Genomic DNA, 14,948 nt, shown 5'->3' with positions numbered 1-14,948 from the left:
TTATTCTCTACCCTCAAAAGGTACAATAATACCTTTCTCTAAATAATCTTTCAACAGTTTTAAAAGCATTGCCCAACAATACGATGATCTTCTAAAATGATGATTACAATAAGGCCAGTTGATATGCCAAAATTTCACCAAGCATCCTTCTTCTATTGCTTCCAAATCAAAACCAAAACTTGTCGGATTCCAATCCTCATCTGCTACGGTCATTTCAATAGCAAAAGAAATATCTTTAGATGCTTTTATAACCTTACCATACCAATTATAGGGTTCTTCAAAGAAAAAATTATAAGATGCTCCAACCTCTGGAGTTCCTGAACAATGTAATGGCCACCAATTGACTAAGTGCTCTGGCTGTGATACCGCTTTATACACCTCTGCACAAGGTACCTTTATAACAACATCATGATAAATATGATAAGCCATACTACTAGTTTAAACAATCCATCTTTTTTTCATGGCTTTATAAGAAAACCAAAGTAAAAATACCCCGATAACTAGTATTAATATACTAAGAATGGTTTCTGCTCCAAACCCTTTCAATGCTATAAAATCAATCACAAAGAAAGTAAAGTAAGACTGTATAAGAATGGCTATAAGTGAAACTAGAAATAAATAATGTGACCATCTTTTTTTCATGGTAAGACCTAAAGATGCTATTGCTGCAGAAATAGTGGCCACACCATATACAATAGCAGACCAAGATGGGTACATGGCTCTAATCTTTTGATCTATCTCTGGCATTTTTGCCAATACTTCATCAGTTACAAACTGATCTCCTAAAAAGGCTAGTACCCCCATTAGATTCCATAATAAGGAAACAATGGATATAACCATGAAATACTTAGGGGGTTTTACATTAGTTGTCATAAAATTAAGGGTTTAGGTTTTGTATCAACAAGATACAAAATTAACAATATAGCTCCATTAGTAATTTTTTGTAATTTATTTAACCTTCTTCCTTCCGTGGTTTTTATATTTTCACAACTAATAAATTTAGCTAGTTTCTATGAACCATACCGCAATTATACTACCTAACCAACTGTTTCAGCAAATAGACTTCTACAAGAAAACCAATATTTACTTAGTTGAAGAATACCTGTATTTTAAACAGTATAATTTCCATAAGCAGAAACTTGCTTTTCATAGAGCTAGTATGAAGTACTATGAAGCATACCTAAAAGACCAAGGTTTCTCTGTAACATATATTGAAAGCGGGGATGAATTATCTGATATCAGAGAACTGGCAAAACATATTAATAAAAGTGATACAGATGAAGTACATCTGTTTAACCCAGTAGATGGTTGGTTACAACAACGCTTACAAACTATTGAAAAAGATATTAAATGGTATAACAACCCCTTATTTATAAACAGTAAGGAAGATCTGGAAAGCTATTTTAAGAAGGACAGAAAGAACTACCACCAAACAAATTTTTACAAACAACAAAGAAAAGAACGTAACATACTTATAACCTCAGGAGAGCCTGACGGTGGTAAATGGACCTACGACACAGAAAACAGAAAAAAATATCCTAAAAACAAGAAACCACCCTATATACAATTTCCAGATAGCACCGATTATTACCAAGAGGCAATAACTTATATTGAAGACAACTTTAAAAACAATCTAGGCGAACTGAGTAGCTCACCCCTATACCCTGTAACCCATAAACAAGCAACGAGTTGGTATAACGACTTTCTAGAAAACCGATTTTCAGGGTTTGGAACTTATGAAGATAGTATTGTTGCTAATGAAAACATTTTGCATCACAGTGTTATTTCTCCCTTAATAAACGTAGGGTTATTAGATATAGAGGAAGCAATAAGACAAGCGTTAAGCTATGCTAAAAATAATGATATAGACCTCAACAACATAGAGGGTTTTATCCGTCAGCTTATTGGTTGGAGAGAATTTATAAGGGGACTTTACGAAAAAATTGGAGTACAACAACGTACTTCTAACTTCTGGAAACACAAACGCAAAATCCCTGCTTCATTTTATGAAGGTACTACGGGTATTACCCCTATTGACACCACCATTAAAAAATTACTTAAAACAGGGTATGTACACCATATTGAACGCTTAATGGTTTTGGCAAACTTTATGAATTTATGTGAGTTTGACCCTAATGAAGTATACCAATGGTTTATGGAATTGTTTATTGATGCCTACGACTGGGTTATGGTACCTAATGTATATGGCATGAGCCTATATGCAGATGGCGGACTTATGAGTACAAAGCCCTATATAAGTGGTAGCAACTACTTAAAGAAAATGAGTAATTATGAAAATGGTGACTGGCAAGCCACTTGGGACGGACTCTTTTGGAACTTTATAGACAAACATTACGATTACTTTACAGAAAACCCTCGATTAAAATTAATAGCAGGGAACTGGAACCGCATGAAAAAAGAAACCAAAGAAGACCATTTAAAAGTGGCTCAAAAATTTCTAGACAATCTCTAATAAATTAATCTTTTTTAAATGCCCCTACTACTTTTTTACCTCCGGTTACCACTGCTAGGGCTATTAAACCAGCAGTAAGACCTAAACCAACTTCAATTAAAATAGAAGGGTACATTTCTGTCCAATGGTGAAAGTATTCAATTTCATGCACAAAAATACCTCCTGAAACTAATATGAGTGCTATAGTACCTACTATAGATAAAATTCTAATAACTACAGGCAACGCCTTCACTAATAAATGACCTAATTTATCTGTAAAACTACCATCATTAGATTTTTTCATTAATTTAAAACCTGCATCATCCATACGCACAATCAGAGCTACAATACCGTATATACCAACCGTAGCTAATAGCGCAACTATTAAAACAGTCACAATTTGTACCCCTAAAGGTTCTGCAATAACAGAGCTTAACGCTATAATTACAATTTCTATAGAAAGTATAAAGTCTGTTGATACTGCAGCCTTAATTTTAGACTTTTCAGCTTCTAAAGCACTTTCTTTATCGGGTGCAGAGGCAACAGTATGTTCTTTATGTGTTTTATGGAACAGGAACTCTATAATTTTTTCAACGCCTTCAAAAGCCAAATAAAATCCACCTAAAAGTAGTACAATGGTAATAGCTATAGGCAAATATACCTGTAGCAAAAACACTATAGGAATAATAATAATTTTATTAAGCAATGCTCCTTTAGTAATAGACCATAACACTGGTAATTCCCGAGAAGAAACAAAACCAGTAGCTTTCTCAGCATTCACTGCCAAGTCATCTCCTAAAATACCTGCTGTTTTTTGGGTAGCAATTTTACTAGCAGACGCTACATCATCCATTAAAGAAGCAATATCATCTAAGATTGCAAAAAAACCTGAAGCCATACGTTAAACCTGTTTCCTACAAAAATAATGGGTTTTCTTAAACAGCTATAATTCAACGCTCACATTTATGATTGTTTTAATACAAAATGTAAAAAACTCCTTTACGTATTTATACTGAATATATTGTATTTTATTGAATACCAAAACACTACACATTATATTAGTAATAAAAAATAAAACCCAATATTTCTAGAAAATGGTAAAACGAGTCAACATTTTTCTATTTATAGCAAGCTTTATAAGTCTACACTATTGTAATGCTCAAACCCCTCATGCAGACACCCCCACAACTATTTTTAAACATGCTGTATTTTTAAATAATGTAAATCCTTTGCACCCTTTTGGTATTTTTACAATAGATGCTCCTTTATATGTGGGTACTTTTACCAAAAAAAGACATCAATTTTCGGCTAGTTATGATTTGGGAAACATCTGGCATCCACAATCTACCGTTTATTATCCTAAAAATTTAACTCCTACTCAAAAACAAGAAATAAATAAACTATACTTTACACAACGCCCTAAATACTTCTTAGATAATGACATAGAAACAGAAGAAAAAACATTTTCTACAGATGGTGTTTTACAAAGGCTGAGAGTTTCCTACTTATTAGAATTAGAAAAAAAAGGATCGTTATTGGTTACCTTAAATACCCATTGGTTATCGGGTGGCAATTTTCCTTTAATGTATCCGGCAAGTGACCAATTTATAGAGGAAGTACATGATTTAATAGGTAAAGAAGATAATTTTGGCAGACGTTTATACCCATTTAATAAAGCACATATTGAGTTTATTGATGAGAACAACAATTCTATAAGAATAGACAAGGGCAGTGCTTTTTTAGGCACGTTAGACACTCATTATTGGCTCCCTATTTGGCAAAGTGCTACTAAAAAACATCATGCCAGTTTGCAAGCCGGCGGACACCTAGGGATACCGCTTAACTCTTATTACCCAAAAGTTTCAGGAGGCATTTCTGCTACTGCCTTTTACCGGCAAGGCTTTGGTACTAATTTTACCATGGATTTTACCCTACAAGGATTAACAACACACCATGCACTGGTAAATTTAGGAGATGCACCTAAGTTAATAGATAGAGATCTTAGAAATAGTTTTAAACTATATATGGGATGTAATTTTTACAAGTCTAAAAAAAATAAAACCTTTTTTGTTGGTATACTAAACAACTACCAAGATGCCTATTTAAAAGGATACATCTATAGTGGTAGCCAAGATCAATACGAAAACTTAGGAGTTTCTATTTTAAGAGCAAGTGACACTTGGGAAGGAGAAGATATAAATAGTGTTTTTCCGCTAAGTAAACTAACAAGTGCTTCTATGTATTTTTTCTCCATTAAAACCTACTTTTTAATAGGCACACGATCTAAAAAAGGAGATTTTAACTTTACTATCGGGGAAGATATTCTATCTATCAACAATGCCCCAGATATTCAATATGGTATTAGCTATTCCTATAATTTATAACTAATACCATCAGTACTAAACCAATTTATGCATTTCTTAATCCTCTACGGTCGTTGGCAGAAGCATCCTCCGCTACTCCATGTTTCCAATAAGAAAAAGCATACCAGTTCTTACGCTCTAGCGTATCATCGGCTCTTAACACCTCTTGTATTTCTTTTATAACATTAAATTCTGCTGCAGCAAAAACAAACTTATCGGTTTCTTTAGTTATATCATACCTTTTAAATTCAGGTAGCAACATAGAGGTATCACCAGGAGCATTATTACATACCCACTTCACATTTACATTCGCCGGTTTCACCAAATCTAGTACATCATCTTCACTATACACCTCAATAAGCACATCCCCACTTGCATCTTTGGGTAATTTCTCTAGCATTACACTAATTACAGGTAATGCGGTATGGTCGCCCATAATAAAGTAATATGCTGCCGATTGAAAAAGGGGTTTTGTTTTTACCTTCATTAAAACCCCAAGCTCATCTCCTTTTTCAGCATGAATTGCCCAAGTAGAAGCAGGTCCTGTTTCACCGTGCATTACAAAGTCAATAGCCATTTCGCCTTTTTCCAAATCTAACGAACGCATGGTATACGTTCTCATAGCCAACTTAGCATCGCCCCCTTTCACCGGGCCATCGGGCAAAGTAAGTTTAGCAGATTTATCTAAAGGAATTAGAATTTTATTGTTATCGCCTTCGTTTGCCTGCGCGTATATACCCAAGTCTTCTCCTTCTAAAATTATTCTGATGTAGTGTGGGGTTAAAACTTGTTTTTCTTTAACGGTTAACACCGCTTTCATTAGCTGTGGTTTTATAGTTTCCTTTTCTGTGGTCATAACAACTTTTTTAGTGGATACAAAGTTCTATAATTCACCACATCTATTTATGTAAAATTACATCTTAAATATGTAATTTTACACTATGAACTTAAACACCCGCATAAGCGCTGCAATTGATGCCTTTACTGTTTCAGGGAATAATACCATAAACGAGCCCATAAACATACCATACCAAACCTTATTGTTTTTAGAAACAGGAACAGGTACCTTAACAAGGAATAACATAACCGTTACCCTTACAGCTCCGGGAATTGTTTTCTTAAATAAAAATGACCAAGTAACTTTAAGGCTAACACCCGAATCTCATGCTTATGTATGCCGAGTTACGGAAGACACCAAAATGGAGCTGAAACGTTTAATTGAAATTTCCAATGGTAAGGCTACTCCCCCTATCAGAGCAAAATCTGTTATGCATCCTTTTATTGCACTTGCAGAAAAAGATGCCCATTTAATGAAACACTATTACAATTTACTAGTAGCCTTACAGGATAATGCATTTAGCAACTTAAACCTAATTTATTACCAAGTGCTATGCATACTTATGCTGGTAGAACGCAATATTGCCATACGTCCAGGCACTACTGAAAAAGGCATTCCTGAACCTAACATACGCCCTATTATTAGATACATACAAAAGAATTTACGAACACCTGAAATGCTTAAGTTAAGTACCATTGCAGAAACGTTTAACCTTACATACAACAAACTCTGTGCTTATTTTAAACAAGAAATGAATACTACCGTAAAGCAATATATTTTACAATGCAGAATGCAAGCCATTGAAAAAAGAGTACAACAACCTACCCTCTCCTTTTCTGAAATAGCCAATGAATTTGGTTTTGTAGACGAAAGTCACTTTTATAAAAACTTTAAAAGCTATTACAAGGTATCGCCCTCTGCTTACCGCAAACAGCTAAAAGAGTAACGTAAAATCACATTTTAATCCACAAGGTTTTACGGTTTACTTCTAACCCTTTATGGGTACGTAGTTTATAAACCACGGTACCTACAATTACAAAAGCCACTGTTGTAAACCTAAAAATATTAGCAGCACTACCTCCTAAAGCAGTTTCAGAAACGCTGAAAAGCATCCACGAGAAATTCATCCAAAAGTGTAAGCTTATAGCAACCCACAGGTTATACCCCCATTCGCAATACACCCATGCAAATAAGACTGCCCCCAAAAAGGTCATGGTAAAAATACCTATTAACTCTGCTGGGTCTGTACTTTGGTACAAATGCCCCATAGCAAACAATACAGCCCCCACTATAATTGCTGGTATAAAACCTATTTTGGTATTCTTAAATAAAAGCCCAAACAAAAAACCTCTAAAATAAAGCTCTTCAAAAAATGCAGCGGCTACTGCTCCTATTAAAAATTCGTCCCACGTAATTTCTGTATTGAAGTTAAAAAAAAGGGCTCCACCAATGAGCATAGGTAGGGTAAACACTAGGGCTAACCCAAAACCCTTGAAAGCATTGGCTCTTAGCCCTAAACTCCGTAAAAAGTTATTCTCTTTAGAAGCTACTAATGTACCAACAAAAAGGGGTACTCCCACAATGCAGTAGGTAATTATATGGCTAATACCTTTTACACCAATTACATTAGATAAGGAAGACCGTAGCCAACCAAAAGCAGCCTTATTAAAAAAGTAGAAAACAAGAAAACTAACTGCCACTAATAAAAGTACACGTAACGATTTTTTCATAGGCTTATTACAATTCTATTGTACCATTTTTAATAGTAAAACTAATTAAAACCGAAGAGTCTACAGGAGTTCCGTTCATAGTTGCAGCCTCCCATGATTTAAGAGTATTAAAAACAGCTACTATTTGAGCATCTAACTCGGCACTCTTAGTTTTATTGTCTATTGCACATTGTACCATTTCTCCTTTACAATTTACAATAAGCCTTACCATCCCCTTATCAGAATAGCTAGTGTTATCTTTTAAAAAGGTAACCTCTGCATTTAGCATTTGAGCTATTTCTTCATTGGTTTTAGGAGATTGTGCCTTCACTTGTCCATTATCCCCTAAAGGAAGAATTGCATATACCTTATCATTATCACATACACCTTCTATAGGTTCATCTACCTGCATGATTGCAACAAAACTCCCTAACGATCCGCTACTTGTTTTACCACCTCCACAGGCATTTACCAAAACAAAACTAATAGTAAACATGAACACATGTAGTAGTGCTTTCAATTTGACATTTTTCATAAATTATTCATTGGTTGATAACAGCTCTAAGTCTAAGAAGCACTTAAAACTCACTAAATATAAACAAGTTATAAACGAAGTCCTATACAAAATAAAAAAAAGTGAGTAATTGCCCACAGAGTACTATACAAAGTCAATACGATGGCTCCTTTATAGTACGTACTGGTATCTTTTCCATAGTAGTTCAAAGATAGTACATCTTAAAAATGTAAAACTTAATTACAAAGTACTTGCTAAAACACTAACAACTACACATAGTTATGGTGATTGTTTTTAATGCTTTGTGCTGCTTTAAGAAAGTCTCTATTTCTTTCTTTTGTTCATTGTAAATTGCGCTAAATATTTCTGCTTCATCATCATCTACCCTATGGTCTTTATTAGACTCCTCCACGGCTTTCAATTTAGCAGTATACTTTGTGGTTATAGCCTTTAACTGTGCTAGTACTTCATCGGCAACTTCACCAGCTGCATGTATAAACACTTCACTATCGCAAAACTCACCCGTATTATAGTAATAACTGGTAATGCTAGGGGTATCCATCCATTGCTTATCGGTTACTGAAAGGGGTTCATTAATATGTATATCATAGCTAGCCGAAATAATATTAACCACGGTTACCTTTGCAACATTTGCTAACTCTAAAGCTACAGGAGACACCATTTTGTACACCAAATAATTGTTGTTCTCATATTTCAACAAATGCTGGTAATACGAATACTCACCAGGTTCATACGTCATATCATTAGCAAACAACACCTCCCAATTAGATTCAAAATAATCAATAGTTTCTGCACTCTCAGCAAAATGTGCTCGGTATCTAAAACCGGTAACCTCCGTTCCATCTTTCATGGTAATTGTGCTCTCAATAAAAACACCATTATACTCCGCCAATGCCAGCATAGGTATTAATATCATCCACAATAAAAATAATTTCTTCATTACACGTATATAAAAATCAAGATAGTCTTTTTTTACATAATTTTTATAAACCTTCTTACCAAGTCATCATGTTTTTTTCTAGACCCCGCTTCTAAAATATCTATAGCATTCATTTCGGCAACTATCTGTTTTAAATCTTGTCGGTTAGCAATAGTAGCTATATACTCCATTAGACGTTCAGTATACCAACAGGTATCAACATCAACAGAGCGCATCTTTTCTATTAAAAACTGCAGCATCACTTCATCATTTTCTTGTACGGTAAGGCCTATTAATCCCAAATCTTCATAGTTTAGCTCTTCAATCTTAAATAATGCCATACGCAAACGCTTGGTTTGACTTTCAGTTAAAAAATAGCGTCTATTTTTTGTTTCAATAGTATCATCATAATAAGCCATGAAATCACTATTAGGAGACAGCTCATAGACACCTTCCCATCTTGTTACTGGGTGCTCGGCACATGTAACCAACCATTCAACAGTTTTTATAATTTTTTGCTGTTCGTTTTTTATAGCAGCTATAGTCTGAATCTCTAAAATTCGTTGTTTGTATACGCTATACGCATCTGAAGTTAACTTTTTAGAACCGTACGAGAGTGCCTGTGTTACATAATGGTTCCCTTCCTTATTTAAAAAAGCTAATACAAAAGTTCCTTTTTCATATTTAGCAGGTGCAGGACAAATCATCCCATTAGAAAAAAACACCTGAATACTAGCTTGGGTTACTTTCCCTTGTAGCACCTCTGTAATTTGTAACGTTGCTTTCACATCGTTCCATTGCTGGTCATGTTCAATGCTTTCAATAGCTACTACTTTTGCATATACAATAGTTTCAGCATTGGCTACTAGTTTGCGTAACGGCTGTGGTGGTATTGGGTAGGCAATTGCTTGTAAACTGCCCACAACGAAAATTAAAATAATGAGATAGGTTGCTTTCATAATAACAATTTAGGTACCGTATTCAATAATTATACCAACGCGTTATTCTAAATTATATTTTAATAATACCTCATACGGATTCCCCTCTAACCCTAACAATTTACAAAAGGCAGGTTCGGTTTTCATGCCCGATTTTTTAAGCGCTAGCACCTCAGCTTTAAATGTAGCTCCTTTCTTTTGTAATATTTCGTACTCCTTCAACATATGTTTAAAAGCATACTGCGCTTGCGTAGGTATGTTGGTAGCATACAGCTCAAAAGGCACCTCCTCTATACTAAAGTTACACACTAATACATTATCAGCTTGCATACGCAAACGGTAGTTAGCATATTCCGAAAACTGTTGGTGTAAAAGCATAGGAAGTTCCTCTATACAATCAAACTGTAGAATAATATCAGCATCGCTACCTTCTACGTCAATACCAATAGGAATAGTACCCACCACCAAAGGTTGGTATGGCGCTAAAACAGACAGCACGTTATGCGTGGTAAGCAACCTATATAAATTTTGCTGTTGTTGGTTTCCTTTTTCTAAATAACTGATATTGGTAAAGTCTACATCCATAACTATAAAGGTATCAATATATTTTAAGATAAAATACTCCATGGCACTCCCTCAAAGATAGTTACTAAATACCACTACCTCATATTAATAAATGATTAACCACATACGAGTTCTTATAAAAATTCAGTAAATTTCCCACAGAAAAAACTTAACCAATACATCATGATAAAATGTTTTAACCTTAGCATACTAATGCTAATAGCTGTCTTATTTTTTGGCTGTGAATCTGATGACAACTGTACCAAAACAATTCAAATACCACAGTACACCTACAGTAACGGACAATCGTATGTGTATTATACCGAGCAAGAGGTATCGTGTGATTTTGAAGAAGCTGTAGACGAACCTGCTCAAACCGGAAACGAGCTAGAAAACTTCACCTATGAAGTGTTACTTTTTGAATACACCCAAGACACTGGTAATAACAGCCACCGTTTGCAAATGGAAATAAAACTAAACAACTCTAATAACTATGCGGTTACTGGTTACCCTTACTTTAGCATAGCTATTGACGGTATGGTTACCTCATCTGCGTATGCTAACTTGGCTTCTGAAAACTGCTTGGGTATAGCTGCCAACAGCAGCTGTGTGTTTACATTAGATATTGAAGAAGACTCTACCTTACTCGGGGCACCAAGCGCTATGGAATTGGTAGCTGTAAAATACTATGTTACCGAGTAGTAACAACATAGTTAGGTGCTATTAAAAACATTTACACAAAAGTGTTATATTTGAGAAAACCTAATAGCACCTAACCTATGAAATTACACTACTCTAGCCTATTGCTTATACTAGCTTGTGCTTTTACAACCCGTTTTACCTACGCCCAAAACAACCAAATTACCATTGAGTTTATGGGCAACTGCGGACTGTATATGACAGATGGTACTACTAATTTTTATATAGATTTCCCTTATAAATCTGGTGCGCATGGCTATATGGAGTTTGATGATGCTGAGTTAGACAGCATTACACAAGATGCCATATTTATATACACCCATAAACACGCTGACCATTACTCTAAAAAGAATTTAAAAAGCGTAATGAAAACAAAAGGCGGACAGCATTTTGGGGTGCATAATATTAAAGCGCTTGAAAAACTAGGTGAAACTATTCCGGGGTTTGAAATTAAAGCGTTTAAAACCAAACATAAAATATTTGGCATTCCGTTTAGGCATTACTCATACCTTATTACCTGGCATGGTAAACGTATATTTCTGTCGGGCGACACTACCGACCCTGAAGTTATTAGCAGTACAAAAAATATTGATGTAGCCTTTGTACCCTATTGGATTTTACAATATGCGAAAGAGGAAGAAAAAGAAATTGATGCACAAATGTATTACATCTATCACCTATACCCACAACAGGTACCAAGCGCTAAAGAAACATGGGGTCCTGTAGAAAACATGCAACCCCTAGTTACACCGGGAGAAAAAATTACAGTAGCTTTTTAGAAATGTTATATGGCACTACAAATAGCTATTAAACCACAAACAAACCTTAATAAAGTTTAAATAAATAAGCATACATGAAGTTCTGGGACATAATTATACTCAATCTTTGGAATGAAGGATTTGATGTTATAAATGAAGACAACATTATTGAATGGGAAAGTGAAATGGCTAGTCATGCCATTACATTAAAAAATATAGCAACCAACGGTAATCAACTTGCTTGGTTCCAGCACGACAAAACAAACTTTGGGAGATGTTGTGTGAAAATTAAACATAACGATGGTATTGTAGTGAATTACCAACCTTTTAGTAATCATTCAGATGATGGAATTCAACTATATTATATAAAATGGTTTGGAGAAAAATTGATCATCATTTATGATGAAAAACATGGCACTCGTATTGTAGCAATTGAGAACCTTAAGGTAACTGAATTGTATGTGGGGCTTATTTATAACATACAAATAGCTAACAATAACATTTTTATTGAAGATACTGAAGTAGGTATACTGCTCATAACCATTAATGCCGAAAGTAATGAGGAATACCGATTATCACTACCCGATTTTAAGCGAAAACACCGAACCATAAAAATGAGAAACTTTAGCTATTTTTTTAATGATTATGAAGATGATTATAATAAAGATTAAGCTAATGTGGTTTGATATAAACTGGAGGTGATTTTAGAGGAAATATAAGTTAAACGTTTGTAACTAAAAACAACAAAGCCGCTTTTTAAGCGGCTTGTATTTTTTATATTTTGCGTTTATTTGGGAGTTGTGATGGCTACCATTGTTTCCACTAGTATTTATTCTGTATTCAGAGATTCTAACTTAGAAATTGTTCGGTTTAATACTTGCGTAAAATACCTATATTGTTGGCGTATTTCAATATTTAAAATTCTTAAGTGGCTATATTGGTGAGAAATATCTCTACCTAAAATTGAAATCTCTCTACCAATTGGATGAGTCCTAAATAAATTAGTATTTACTATTTGTATTTGAATTGGTCGAATAACACTTTTGTAGTAATCAACCAGAGCTCTTTTACCAACTATATTTTGATGATAGTATTGAACTTTTGAGTCTAAAAGTAGAAATGTTGGGTCTTGACGATAATTAGGATTATTATTCTTTTCATACTCGGTGAATTCAATAACCTTGTCTAGATATTTCTTATCTAAGCTAACAAAAACAGATCTAAGTGTTTCACTTTGTTGCACTACTGTGGAATGATAATCATCAACAATAACCATTAAGTTTTTAATAAAATCAATTTGAGAAAAAGCAGTATTAAAATAAGAACTGTTTTTAAATGTTTTGAATAAAAGTGGCGATTCCAAATTAGATAGTCGGTCATAAGTATTGGTTAAAATCTTTGGTGCTGTCGTTGGTATTCCTTTATCTAAGCTAATCGTTTCTTGATAGAACTTTTTGTAACCATTTCTTAATTCAGGAACTATATTGTTCTTTAATTCATCAAATTGATTAATGAAATAATTTTTTAACTTTTGCAAATCTGCTTGTTCATTTTTTCTTTTAATTAATCTGTCAATTAAAATTCCAAGGGCGAAAATTAAAACTGTAAAAACAACGGTAAAGATTGTATCATTTGAAACACCTAAAAAAGTGTCAGTTTCTTGATTCAAGTGATTATGCAAATCGGAATGAATCGAAGAAATATTTTCGTTGAGATTTTTAATTTGAACAAACAAGCTGTCCTGAATAGATATATTCAAAGAATCATTCGTAATATTTGTTATTGGTTCGTTTTGCAATTTTTTCGTGTATTAGTATTAACGGATTTCGCTATGATTTCGTTGCGGACAAATCCACAGGATTATTTCCGCCGTAGCCGAAAGATAGCAAATAAGCTTTGAATTATAGCCGTGTTAGCACCAGTTATTATTTGTCAGGTTTTGTAATTTCAAGGTCATCTTTCTTTTCTATAACTTTTCCGTATACTTTTTCTTTTTTTATATCTCGTAAAATAGCCTTTTCAAGATTATTAATCGTTTTTGATAGATATTTTTCATTGACAATTAATATTCGTTCAGCGCTAAATCCAATACTTCTTTTGATAGTATCCAAATCTGGGGCAACTCTATTTATCCATTCCTTGCCAACCAGAACTTTACCAATATCCAGTAACCTTTGTTCAAGTTCAGGGTGTTTATCAATTAAATCGTCAGCCAGTGAATCGGCAAACTCTTGTAATTGAGGTCCAGCTCTTTCGTTTAATATGATTGCTTCTTTCAATTCTGTAATTTCATCTAAGTCAGAAGCAAGATTAAAGTCTTTTAGTTCTAAATTTGACTTAATTACTCTTATGTCAGCTGTCGTAACCAAAATTCCGCACGATAAATCAATAAATCTACCTTCTGAATATGTATGGTCAAGAACGTTTTCGTAATCATTTTTAACAAATACTGGCATAGCAAACCTTAGTTGGAAAATTCCGTGTTTTACTCCATTCGTATTGCCTCCACCATCGTTTGAAAGCTCAACACCACCAATGCAATAACCTATAGATTGTTCAAATTCCCATACAGATTTAGACTCAATTCTGACAGGTACTAAGTCCTCAGTTGAGTTTAAAATTCCTATTGGATACATCTCACTTGGATATGGTGAGAAAATCCAAGAAGTTCCTAGTTGTCTGTATTTGCACTCAACAAGAGCGGAAAGGACGATAAGTTTACCTTCTGAATCAAGACATTTGTATGTTCTTAAATCAACCGAAAACTCCTTCAACTCTTTACTTTCATTTGGTCTGATATACGGATATTCTCCAAAAATTTCATAACCTAAAGAATTAAATATATTTGATGTAACATATTCTAAAGGAAGCCCTGTTTTTAACAGTCCTTTTTTCCATTTTGTACTTGTTGACATTTATTGTTTTATTATTTTAGTCTCTTCTTAAGACACTTTCCAATTCAGATATTATAAACTTTAAACCCTCACTCTCATCTCTCGTTTTTTCTAAATCATTTCTCAAATATTGAATTTCCATCATCAAAGACTCAATGGTTTCTTTCAAAGAATTAATTTCATTCGCTAATTGTTGATTGTGCATATGATTGGTATTAATTTTTTCTAACTCTTTATATCCGTATAAAAATACACAATATTACTATTAATCCTACAGAA

At 33.9% G+C, this 14,948-nt stretch carries 18 protein-coding genes; 6 read left to right on the top strand and 12 right to left on the bottom strand.

The window, feature by feature from the left end; genetic code table 11:
* Together Y10_RS05680 and Y10_RS05675 are read right to left on the bottom strand one after the other, a co-directional pair.
* Nucleotides 1–429: an SRPBCC family protein gene (locus Y10_RS05680; protein WP_281764396.1), complete on the bottom strand. Its 429-nt coding sequence runs from the start codon at nucleotides 427–429 to the stop codon at nucleotides 1–3.
* Nucleotides 430–438: 9 nt separating this feature from the next.
* Nucleotides 439–873, bottom strand: coding sequence for a hypothetical protein (locus Y10_RS05675; protein WP_281764395.1), 435 nt, complete (start codon nucleotides 871–873; stop codon nucleotides 439–441).
* A 139-nt stretch (nucleotides 874–1,012) separates the two neighbouring features.
* Here Y10_RS05675 and Y10_RS05670 point away from each other — a divergent pair, with 139 nt between their 5' ends.
* Nucleotides 1,013–2,473 (top strand): cryptochrome/photolyase family protein, encoded by a 1,461-nt coding sequence (locus Y10_RS05670; protein ID WP_281764394.1) that lies wholly within the window; start codon nucleotides 1,013–1,015, stop codon nucleotides 2,471–2,473.
* Between the two features lie 4 nt (nucleotides 2,474–2,477).
* Here the strand turns inward: Y10_RS05670 and Y10_RS05665 are convergent, their stop codons facing one another.
* A complete protein-coding gene (locus Y10_RS05665) occupies nucleotides 2,478–3,350 on the bottom strand; it encodes a DUF808 family protein (protein ID WP_281764393.1) in 873 nt (290 codons plus the stop codon).
* A gap of 196 nt (nucleotides 3,351–3,546) precedes the next feature.
* On the opposite strand from Y10_RS05665, the gene Y10_RS05660 reads away from it, so the two are divergent.
* Nucleotides 3,547–4,836, top strand: coding sequence for a hypothetical protein (locus Y10_RS05660; protein ID WP_281764392.1), 1,290 nt, complete (start codon nucleotides 3,547–3,549; stop codon nucleotides 4,834–4,836).
* A 25-nt stretch (nucleotides 4,837–4,861) separates the two neighbouring features.
* Here Y10_RS05660 and Y10_RS05655 read toward each other — a convergent pair whose 3' ends face one another.
* Entirely contained in the window at nucleotides 4,862–5,671 is an 810-nt protein-coding gene (locus Y10_RS05655) for a siderophore-interacting protein (protein ID WP_281764391.1), read from the bottom strand.
* A gap of 85 nt (nucleotides 5,672–5,756) precedes the next feature.
* Here Y10_RS05655 and Y10_RS05650 point away from each other — a divergent pair, with 85 nt between their 5' ends.
* Nucleotides 5,757–6,599, top strand: coding sequence for a helix-turn-helix domain-containing protein (locus tag Y10_RS05650; RefSeq protein WP_281764390.1), 843 nt, complete (start codon nucleotides 5,757–5,759; stop codon nucleotides 6,597–6,599).
* A 7-nt stretch (nucleotides 6,600–6,606) separates the two neighbouring features.
* On the opposite strand, the gene Y10_RS05645 is transcribed toward Y10_RS05650, so the two are convergent.
* The 5 genes from Y10_RS05645 to Y10_RS05625 form a co-directional block, all read right to left on the bottom strand.
* Nucleotides 6,607–7,383 (bottom strand): CPBP family intramembrane glutamic endopeptidase, encoded by a 777-nt coding sequence (locus Y10_RS05645; RefSeq protein WP_281764389.1) that lies wholly within the window; start codon nucleotides 7,381–7,383, stop codon nucleotides 6,607–6,609.
* A gap of 7 nt (nucleotides 7,384–7,390) precedes the next feature.
* On the bottom strand, nucleotides 7,391–7,897 hold the full coding sequence (locus Y10_RS05640; protein ID WP_281764388.1) for a hypothetical protein: 507 nt from the start codon (nucleotides 7,895–7,897) through the stop codon (nucleotides 7,391–7,393).
* A 241-nt stretch (nucleotides 7,898–8,138) separates the two neighbouring features.
* Nucleotides 8,139–8,837 carry a hypothetical protein gene (locus Y10_RS05635; protein ID WP_281764387.1) on the bottom strand — a complete coding sequence of 233 codons (699 nt, stop codon included), beginning with the start codon at nucleotides 8,835–8,837 and terminating at the stop codon, nucleotides 8,139–8,141.
* Between the two features lie 32 nt (nucleotides 8,838–8,869).
* Complete coding sequence (locus tag Y10_RS05630) at nucleotides 8,870–9,775, bottom strand: hypothetical protein (RefSeq protein WP_281764386.1); 906 nt, start codon at nucleotides 9,773–9,775, stop codon at nucleotides 8,870–8,872.
* A gap of 42 nt (nucleotides 9,776–9,817) precedes the next feature.
* Entirely contained in the window at nucleotides 9,818–10,381 is a 564-nt protein-coding gene (locus Y10_RS05625) for a DUF4269 domain-containing protein (protein ID WP_281764385.1), read from the bottom strand.
* 120 nt (nucleotides 10,382–10,501) lie between these two features.
* On the opposite strand from Y10_RS05625, the gene Y10_RS05620 reads away from it, so the two are divergent.
* The 3 genes from Y10_RS05620 to Y10_RS05610 all read left to right on the top strand — a co-directional run bounded on the left by Y10_RS05620 (nucleotide 10,502) and on the right by Y10_RS05610 (nucleotide 12,446).
* A complete protein-coding gene (locus Y10_RS05620; RefSeq protein ID WP_281764384.1) occupies nucleotides 10,502–11,020 on the top strand; it encodes a hypothetical protein in 519 nt (172 codons plus the stop codon).
* Nucleotides 11,021–11,097: 77 nt separating this feature from the next.
* The gene (locus Y10_RS05615; protein ID WP_281764383.1) at nucleotides 11,098–11,796 is read left to right on the top strand and encodes an MBL fold metallo-hydrolase; all 699 of its coding nucleotides are present in this window, start codon (nucleotides 11,098–11,100) and stop codon (nucleotides 11,794–11,796) included.
* A gap of 74 nt (nucleotides 11,797–11,870) precedes the next feature.
* On the top strand, nucleotides 11,871–12,446 hold the full coding sequence (locus Y10_RS05610; RefSeq protein WP_281764382.1) for a hypothetical protein: 576 nt from the start codon (nucleotides 11,871–11,873) through the stop codon (nucleotides 12,444–12,446).
* Between the two features lie 158 nt (nucleotides 12,447–12,604).
* Here Y10_RS05610 and Y10_RS05605 read toward each other — a convergent pair whose 3' ends face one another.
* The 3 genes from Y10_RS05605 to Y10_RS05595 all read right to left on the bottom strand — a co-directional run bounded on the left by Y10_RS05605 (nucleotide 12,605) and on the right by Y10_RS05595 (nucleotide 14,874).
* Nucleotides 12,605–13,573, bottom strand: coding sequence for a hypothetical protein (locus Y10_RS05605; RefSeq protein WP_281764381.1), 969 nt, complete (start codon nucleotides 13,571–13,573; stop codon nucleotides 12,605–12,607).
* A 127-nt stretch (nucleotides 13,574–13,700) separates the two neighbouring features.
* The gene (locus Y10_RS05600; protein WP_281764380.1) at nucleotides 13,701–14,690 is read right to left on the bottom strand and encodes a hypothetical protein; all 990 of its coding nucleotides are present in this window, start codon (nucleotides 14,688–14,690) and stop codon (nucleotides 13,701–13,703) included.
* Nucleotides 14,691–14,706: 16 nt separating this feature from the next.
* The gene (locus Y10_RS05595) at nucleotides 14,707–14,874 is read right to left on the bottom strand and encodes a hypothetical protein (RefSeq protein WP_281764379.1); all 168 of its coding nucleotides are present in this window, start codon (nucleotides 14,872–14,874) and stop codon (nucleotides 14,707–14,709) included.
* Nucleotides 14,875–14,948: the final 74 nt, after the last annotated feature.

Origin of the sequence: Neptunitalea lumnitzerae (assembly GCF_027924185.1) — a bacterium.
GTDB lineage: Bacteria > Bacteroidota > Bacteroidia > Flavobacteriales > Flavobacteriaceae > Neptunitalea > Neptunitalea lumnitzerae.
Note: the sequence above shows the minus strand (reverse complement) of the source record. Positions and strands in the feature narration are given on the sequence as shown.

Excerpts from the sequence above, each read along its gene's own strand:
- Y10_RS05680 (WP_281764396.1), bottom strand. The coding sequence starts at position 429 with ATGGCTTATCATATTTATCATGATGTTGTTATAAAGGTACCTTGTGCA.
- Y10_RS05675 (WP_281764395.1), bottom strand. The coding sequence starts at position 873 with ATGACAACTAATGTAAAACCCCCTAAGTATTTCATGGTTATATCCATT.
- Y10_RS05670 (WP_281764394.1), top strand. The coding sequence starts at position 1,013 with ATGAACCATACCGCAATTATACTACCTAACCAACTGTTTCAGCAAATA.
- Y10_RS05665 (WP_281764393.1), bottom strand. The coding sequence starts at position 3,350 with ATGGCTTCAGGTTTTTTTGCAATCTTAGATGATATTGCTTCTTTAATG.
- Y10_RS05660 (WP_281764392.1), top strand. The coding sequence starts at position 3,547 with ATGGTAAAACGAGTCAACATTTTTCTATTTATAGCAAGCTTTATAAGT.
- Y10_RS05655 (WP_281764391.1), bottom strand. The coding sequence starts at position 5,671 with ATGACCACAGAAAAGGAAACTATAAAACCACAGCTAATGAAAGCGGTG.
- Y10_RS05650 (WP_281764390.1), top strand. The coding sequence starts at position 5,757 with ATGAACTTAAACACCCGCATAAGCGCTGCAATTGATGCCTTTACTGTT.
- Y10_RS05645 (WP_281764389.1), bottom strand. The coding sequence starts at position 7,383 with ATGAAAAAATCGTTACGTGTACTTTTATTAGTGGCAGTTAGTTTTCTT.
- Y10_RS05640 (WP_281764388.1), bottom strand. The coding sequence starts at position 7,897 with ATGAAAAATGTCAAATTGAAAGCACTACTACATGTGTTCATGTTTACT.
- Y10_RS05635 (WP_281764387.1), bottom strand. The coding sequence starts at position 8,837 with ATGAAGAAATTATTTTTATTGTGGATGATATTAATACCTATGCTGGCA.
- Y10_RS05630 (WP_281764386.1), bottom strand. The coding sequence starts at position 9,775 with ATGAAAGCAACCTATCTCATTATTTTAATTTTCGTTGTGGGCAGTTTA.
- Y10_RS05625 (WP_281764385.1), bottom strand. The coding sequence starts at position 10,381 with ATGGAGTATTTTATCTTAAAATATATTGATACCTTTATAGTTATGGAT.
- Y10_RS05620 (WP_281764384.1), top strand. The coding sequence starts at position 10,502 with ATGATAAAATGTTTTAACCTTAGCATACTAATGCTAATAGCTGTCTTA.
- Y10_RS05615 (WP_281764383.1), top strand. The coding sequence starts at position 11,098 with ATGAAATTACACTACTCTAGCCTATTGCTTATACTAGCTTGTGCTTTT.
- Y10_RS05610 (WP_281764382.1), top strand. The coding sequence starts at position 11,871 with ATGAAGTTCTGGGACATAATTATACTCAATCTTTGGAATGAAGGATTT.
- Y10_RS05600 (WP_281764380.1), bottom strand. The coding sequence starts at position 14,690 with ATGTCAACAAGTACAAAATGGAAAAAAGGACTGTTAAAAACAGGGCTT.
- Y10_RS05595 (WP_281764379.1), bottom strand. The coding sequence starts at position 14,874 with ATGCACAATCAACAATTAGCGAATGAAATTAATTCTTTGAAAGAAACC.